The organism is Micrococcus sp. HG099, assembly GCF_024723355.1.
GTDB lineage: Bacteria > Actinomycetota > Actinomycetes > Actinomycetales > Micrococcaceae > Micrococcus > Micrococcus endophyticus.
This window is the reverse complement of record NZ_JANQCJ010000160.1, coordinates 1-4,137: the sequence shown is the minus strand read 5'-3', so window position 1 is coordinate 4,137 and position 4,137 is coordinate 1. Positions and strand designations below refer to the sequence as shown.

Genomic DNA, 4,137 nt, shown 5'->3' with positions numbered 1-4,137 from the left:
TTGCATTCCCGGGGGAGGCCCTGCACCTGGTGGTGCGGGGCCTTCCGTGTTTCCAGGGGCCGGTGCCCCACCTCGGCTGCCGGCCAGGGGTCGTGGCGGGCCGGGTGTCAGAGCTCGCCACGGGCCCTCGGCGAACGCTCCTCGGTAGCGACCCCGACGAAGGGGGCCCGCGACCGCACTCGGACAGGGCCATTGCCCCGCCGGCCGGCGTCGGCGGGGAGAGGCTACGGATGTGGCGCAACCGCCTCGACGACGGGGTCGCCCACGCGCGTCGGGGAGTGCCCAGCCAACAGGGGAGCGCACAGTCGTGGAGATCCGCAGGCTCCCGCCAGTACTCGCCGAAGCCCTCCGGCCCGACGAGACCCTGAATGCCGTGGTGGTTTCGTCTCTCGCGAGCTCGACTGCTCCACGACGTCATGATCGCGTTCACCGGTGAGGCCCGCAGTCTGTGCCAGGGCGAGGCCTGCTGCCGCCGGCTCAACGGGATGGGATGGGTGTTCTGGGCGTCGCCCGGTGGCCGCGCCACGAAGCCGCCTCCCACGTGCGCACGGGGCCTTCGAGACGAGAACCTCATGGAGGCGGTCCAACGGATCCACGCCGAGAACCACACCGTCCACAGGGCGAGGAGGATCCGCCACGTCGTGGCCCGGGCCGACTGGCACAACGGCAGGGGCGCCGCCGGCCTGCGGGGCCTCAGGTGTGTCCGCAAGCCCGTGGCCACGCGTCCCGCGGGTCAGCCAAGCACCAGACCGGATCGCGTCGAACGCATGCTCCGAGCTCCGCAGCGCGCCAGCTGGAGGTCGCTGACCGCATCCACGCCAGGTCCTGGGTGGCTTCGACGGCGTCAGGTCCATCATCGACGTGCCCTCCAGCATGATCGTGGTGCGTGGTGTCGACGCCTCGCTCCGCACGGCGGGATTGCCGCCTCGAAGCCTGGAGCGCGTACTCGTGAGCTCGCACTGGAACACGGCCTCGTGCGCGCCGGTGCCAGCCGTGGCCGGGAGGTCCTGACGCACCACGTCGTCCGCGGCAGCGGGCATGTCTCCCGTGGCGCACTCGGACGCGTTCGCCATTGCCGTGACGCCTGACTAGCCGGGCCCTGTGGGCGGCGGTTCGGACACGGATCCGGCCGAGAGCGCGAACGGCTGCTAGAAGGTCGAGGTCATCTCCGCCAAGCGGCTTCGGGCAACCGTGGAGTCGCGGGCGAGGCGGGGCCGCGAGGGCCGGGTGCACTGGCGGAACACGCGGCGCCTTCCCGAAGCACTCGACGACGCCACTGCCGCCGAGACGGAGATAGTCCACCCTGCCACCAGAACCCAGCACCGGCTGACTCCCTGCCTTGGAACGAAGCGCAGGGCGTTTCGCGGCCGGCCTGCAAGGCGCCAGGCCCTACCGTCGGCCGCCCCCGACCGCGGCCGACAGGTGAGTCGGCCGCCTGCCCAGACGTCGTCGGGCGGTGCCTCGAGGCCGAGCGACCGCACCGACCGCGGGTCGCGTGCATCACCTGAGTCAGGATCCCGCCCGGGGTTCCGCTTCGTCGCGTTCATCACCGACATGCTTCGCCGCCGCACCGTGGGCTGGGCCGCCTCCGGCCGACGTCACACCGCGGGGCTGCCGCTCCTGGTCCTCGTACACCCGCTGCTGAGCACCGACGCGATCCGGGGCCGGCAGGGGCGGGTGCAGCACGGCGACTGGGCCAGCCAGTAGGTGTCTCGGGTGTAGCAGGAGGCCCTCGTCTCTCCAGGTGTGCTGACTGGACACGTTGATCTCGTCGGCCGGGTCGCAGTGGTTGACCTTCACACGGTGTGATGGGTTTGTGTGGGGATCGACATGTTGAGCATCGGTGAAATCGCGCACAGGACAGGGGTGTCCCGGAGGATGCTGCGCCATTGGGAACAGGAAGGGCTGCTGTCACCTGCCCTCGTCGATCCCGTGACGGGCTATCGGCGATTTCAGGACACCCAACTGGGGCGCATCCGCGCCATTGCAGAGCTGCGTGACCTGGGGTTCAGCCTGAGCGAGATCAGGCAGCTGCTCGATCCCCAGATCGCCCACTCCAGCCTGGAACGCATCCTCATGCAGCAGGCTGACACGCTGCGCGACCAGATCGCTGAGGCCTCAGCTCGTCTGGCACAGGTCCAACACCGCGTGGACACCATCCAGAAGAAGGCCCAGGAGATCAGCATGAACCTGTCTCTCACACCGCTGCCCGAGCTCAGCCTGCAAGGTGCCAGCACCATGGTCCTGGACGAGACCGACATCGGCTCCGCCGTGGCCCGGCTGCGCGACCTCGTTCCGCACGACCAGGGCGACCTGATCCTGCTGTTCGACGGAACGTCCCCCGACCAGATCACCGTCACAGCGGCAACGGCCGACGGCGCCACCACCCCCGGTCTCCAGCCGGTCAGCGCCCCACTGGCGCCTCAGGGTGCAACCGTGACCTTCCCGACGCCGCCGTCGAGCGTCGCCGACGCGTGGGTGCTCATCGACGCGGAGCTGGAGAAAAGGGGCTTGGCCAGCGGGGGCGTGTACCGCCAGATCATCAGCCCGGACGGATCCACCACCCTGCAGGCCGCCGTCCATGCCCGCGGCTGACCCGAGGACTGCAGGCGGCGATTCGCGGGGACTGCAGCGATTCGACCGACAAGACCCGCGGTGATCCCGCCATGTCAGGGGTCGAGCGCGCGCCCGCGAACAGCTCCTCGGCGTGGGGATCGATCTCGACCAGCTCGACGTGGGTCACTTCGACGTGGATATGGCGTGGGACTCGGCCCTCGTTGCGGAAGCAGGCTGCACCGTTGTGGGCACCGCCGGCGTTGCACACTGGGACGGCCTGTGAGTCACGCGAACGCTGCGCTCACCCCGCGCCACCGGCGACCCGTCGGGCGCGACGAACACGACCACCCCGGCGCCATGCTCCACGTCGATGCGCAAAAGCTCGGCAACATCCCCGACGACGAAACGACTCTCACCGCCACCGCCGGATTGGTCCGGGCGGTCGACTGGTTCACCGCCCGAGGCGTCGCCGTCGAACGGATCCTGTCCGACACCGGCGGCGCCTGCCGCTCACACCTGTGGCGCGACACCTGCGACGAGCTGGGGACCCGACACCAGCGCACCTGCCCGTATCGGCCCCAGACCAACGGAAGGTGGAGCGTTTCCACCGCACCCAGGCTGACGGCTGGGCCTACGCCCGCTGCTACACGTCCGAGGCCGAGCGTCGCTGTGAGCTGGACGGGTGGCTGCATTGCCGCAACCAACACCGTCCACACACTGCGTGCGGGAACCGGCCACCCTTCTCACGATTGATCAACGTCCCCGATCAGGACATCTAGCGCACTCGGAGGCCGTCGGCACCGCCGGGTCGCGCCAGAGGCGGGCGCCGTTGGCGACTCATGCCAGAACGGCATGACCATGACCGTGAACGGACTCTCCGAGACGGAACTCATCCACGCGCAGCCCCTCCAGGAGTCTGTCGGCGCAGCCGAGCCGGCCACGACGGGGGTGGGCGCACCGGTGGAACACCACTCGCCTGCACCAGGGGTCGGCCGCCGTGCTCCGGAGGAACGGAAGCTGCCCGCAGCCACGAGCAGGCCCCGGCGCACGCTGCGTCCTGACGACGAACCGACCTCCTGACGCTTGCCAGCCGGCGCGACCCCCTTACAGGTCGGAGAGCAGCCCGCCGCGTGTTTCCGCGGGGGGAGGGGGCCTTCGCGGTGGGGGCGGACCCCGATTTGGTGTTCCGCGCGGGGCGGGGGTAGAGTTCTTTCTCGTGCTCACGACGCCGACCGGGTCTCCGGGAGGTGCGGTGAGGAACACGAGATCCGCGGATTCATGCCGAGAATGGCAGGTCCAGGGCGGATGGTGTTCACCGGGCACGCGGCCGGCAGTGATGCTGGCTGGTACTCCTGAAGAAGATGATCTGGTGCGAGTCACTGGTGATCGCGTGGTAGGGTTCTCAAGGTCTTCCACGTGTGTGAACCGATGAAGTGCAGCCTGGCGGAGACGCAGGGTTGACATGGTCGCAGCGGATGGTCTAAGATGGAGAAGTTGCTCCAGAGCGAAACGGCCCGCGGAGCGGGTCGCTGAAGCTGGAAGCGCCTGTTGTTTGAGAACTCAATAGTGTGCCAAGTTTGT

The 4,137-nt window shown here is 69.3% G+C and carries 2 protein-coding genes and 1 pseudogene; all 3 read left to right on the top strand.

The annotated features are described in order from the left end of the window. Nucleotides 1–1,554: 1,554 nt before the first annotated feature. Nucleotides 1,555–1,707, top strand: a complete 153-nt coding sequence (locus tag NWP10_RS10805) for a hypothetical protein (protein ID WP_258300905.1) — start codon at nucleotides 1,555–1,557, stop codon at nucleotides 1,705–1,707. Between the two features lie 111 nt (nucleotides 1,708–1,818). Continuing rightward, on the top strand, nucleotides 1,819–2,595 hold the full coding sequence (locus NWP10_RS10800) for a MerR family transcriptional regulator (protein WP_258300904.1): 777 nt from the start codon (nucleotides 1,819–1,821) through the stop codon (nucleotides 2,593–2,595). An 84-nt stretch (nucleotides 2,596–2,679) separates the two neighbouring features. Next, nucleotides 2,680–3,335: pseudogene (locus NWP10_RS10790) on the top strand (integrase core domain-containing protein); the annotation flags it as partial. Between the last annotated feature and the right edge of the window lie 802 nt (nucleotides 3,336–4,137).

Coding starts and splice junctions, on each gene's coding strand:
- NWP10_RS10805 (WP_258300905.1), top strand. CDS start 1,555: ATGCTTCGCCGCCGCACCGTGGGCTGGGCCGCCTCCGGCCGACGTCAC.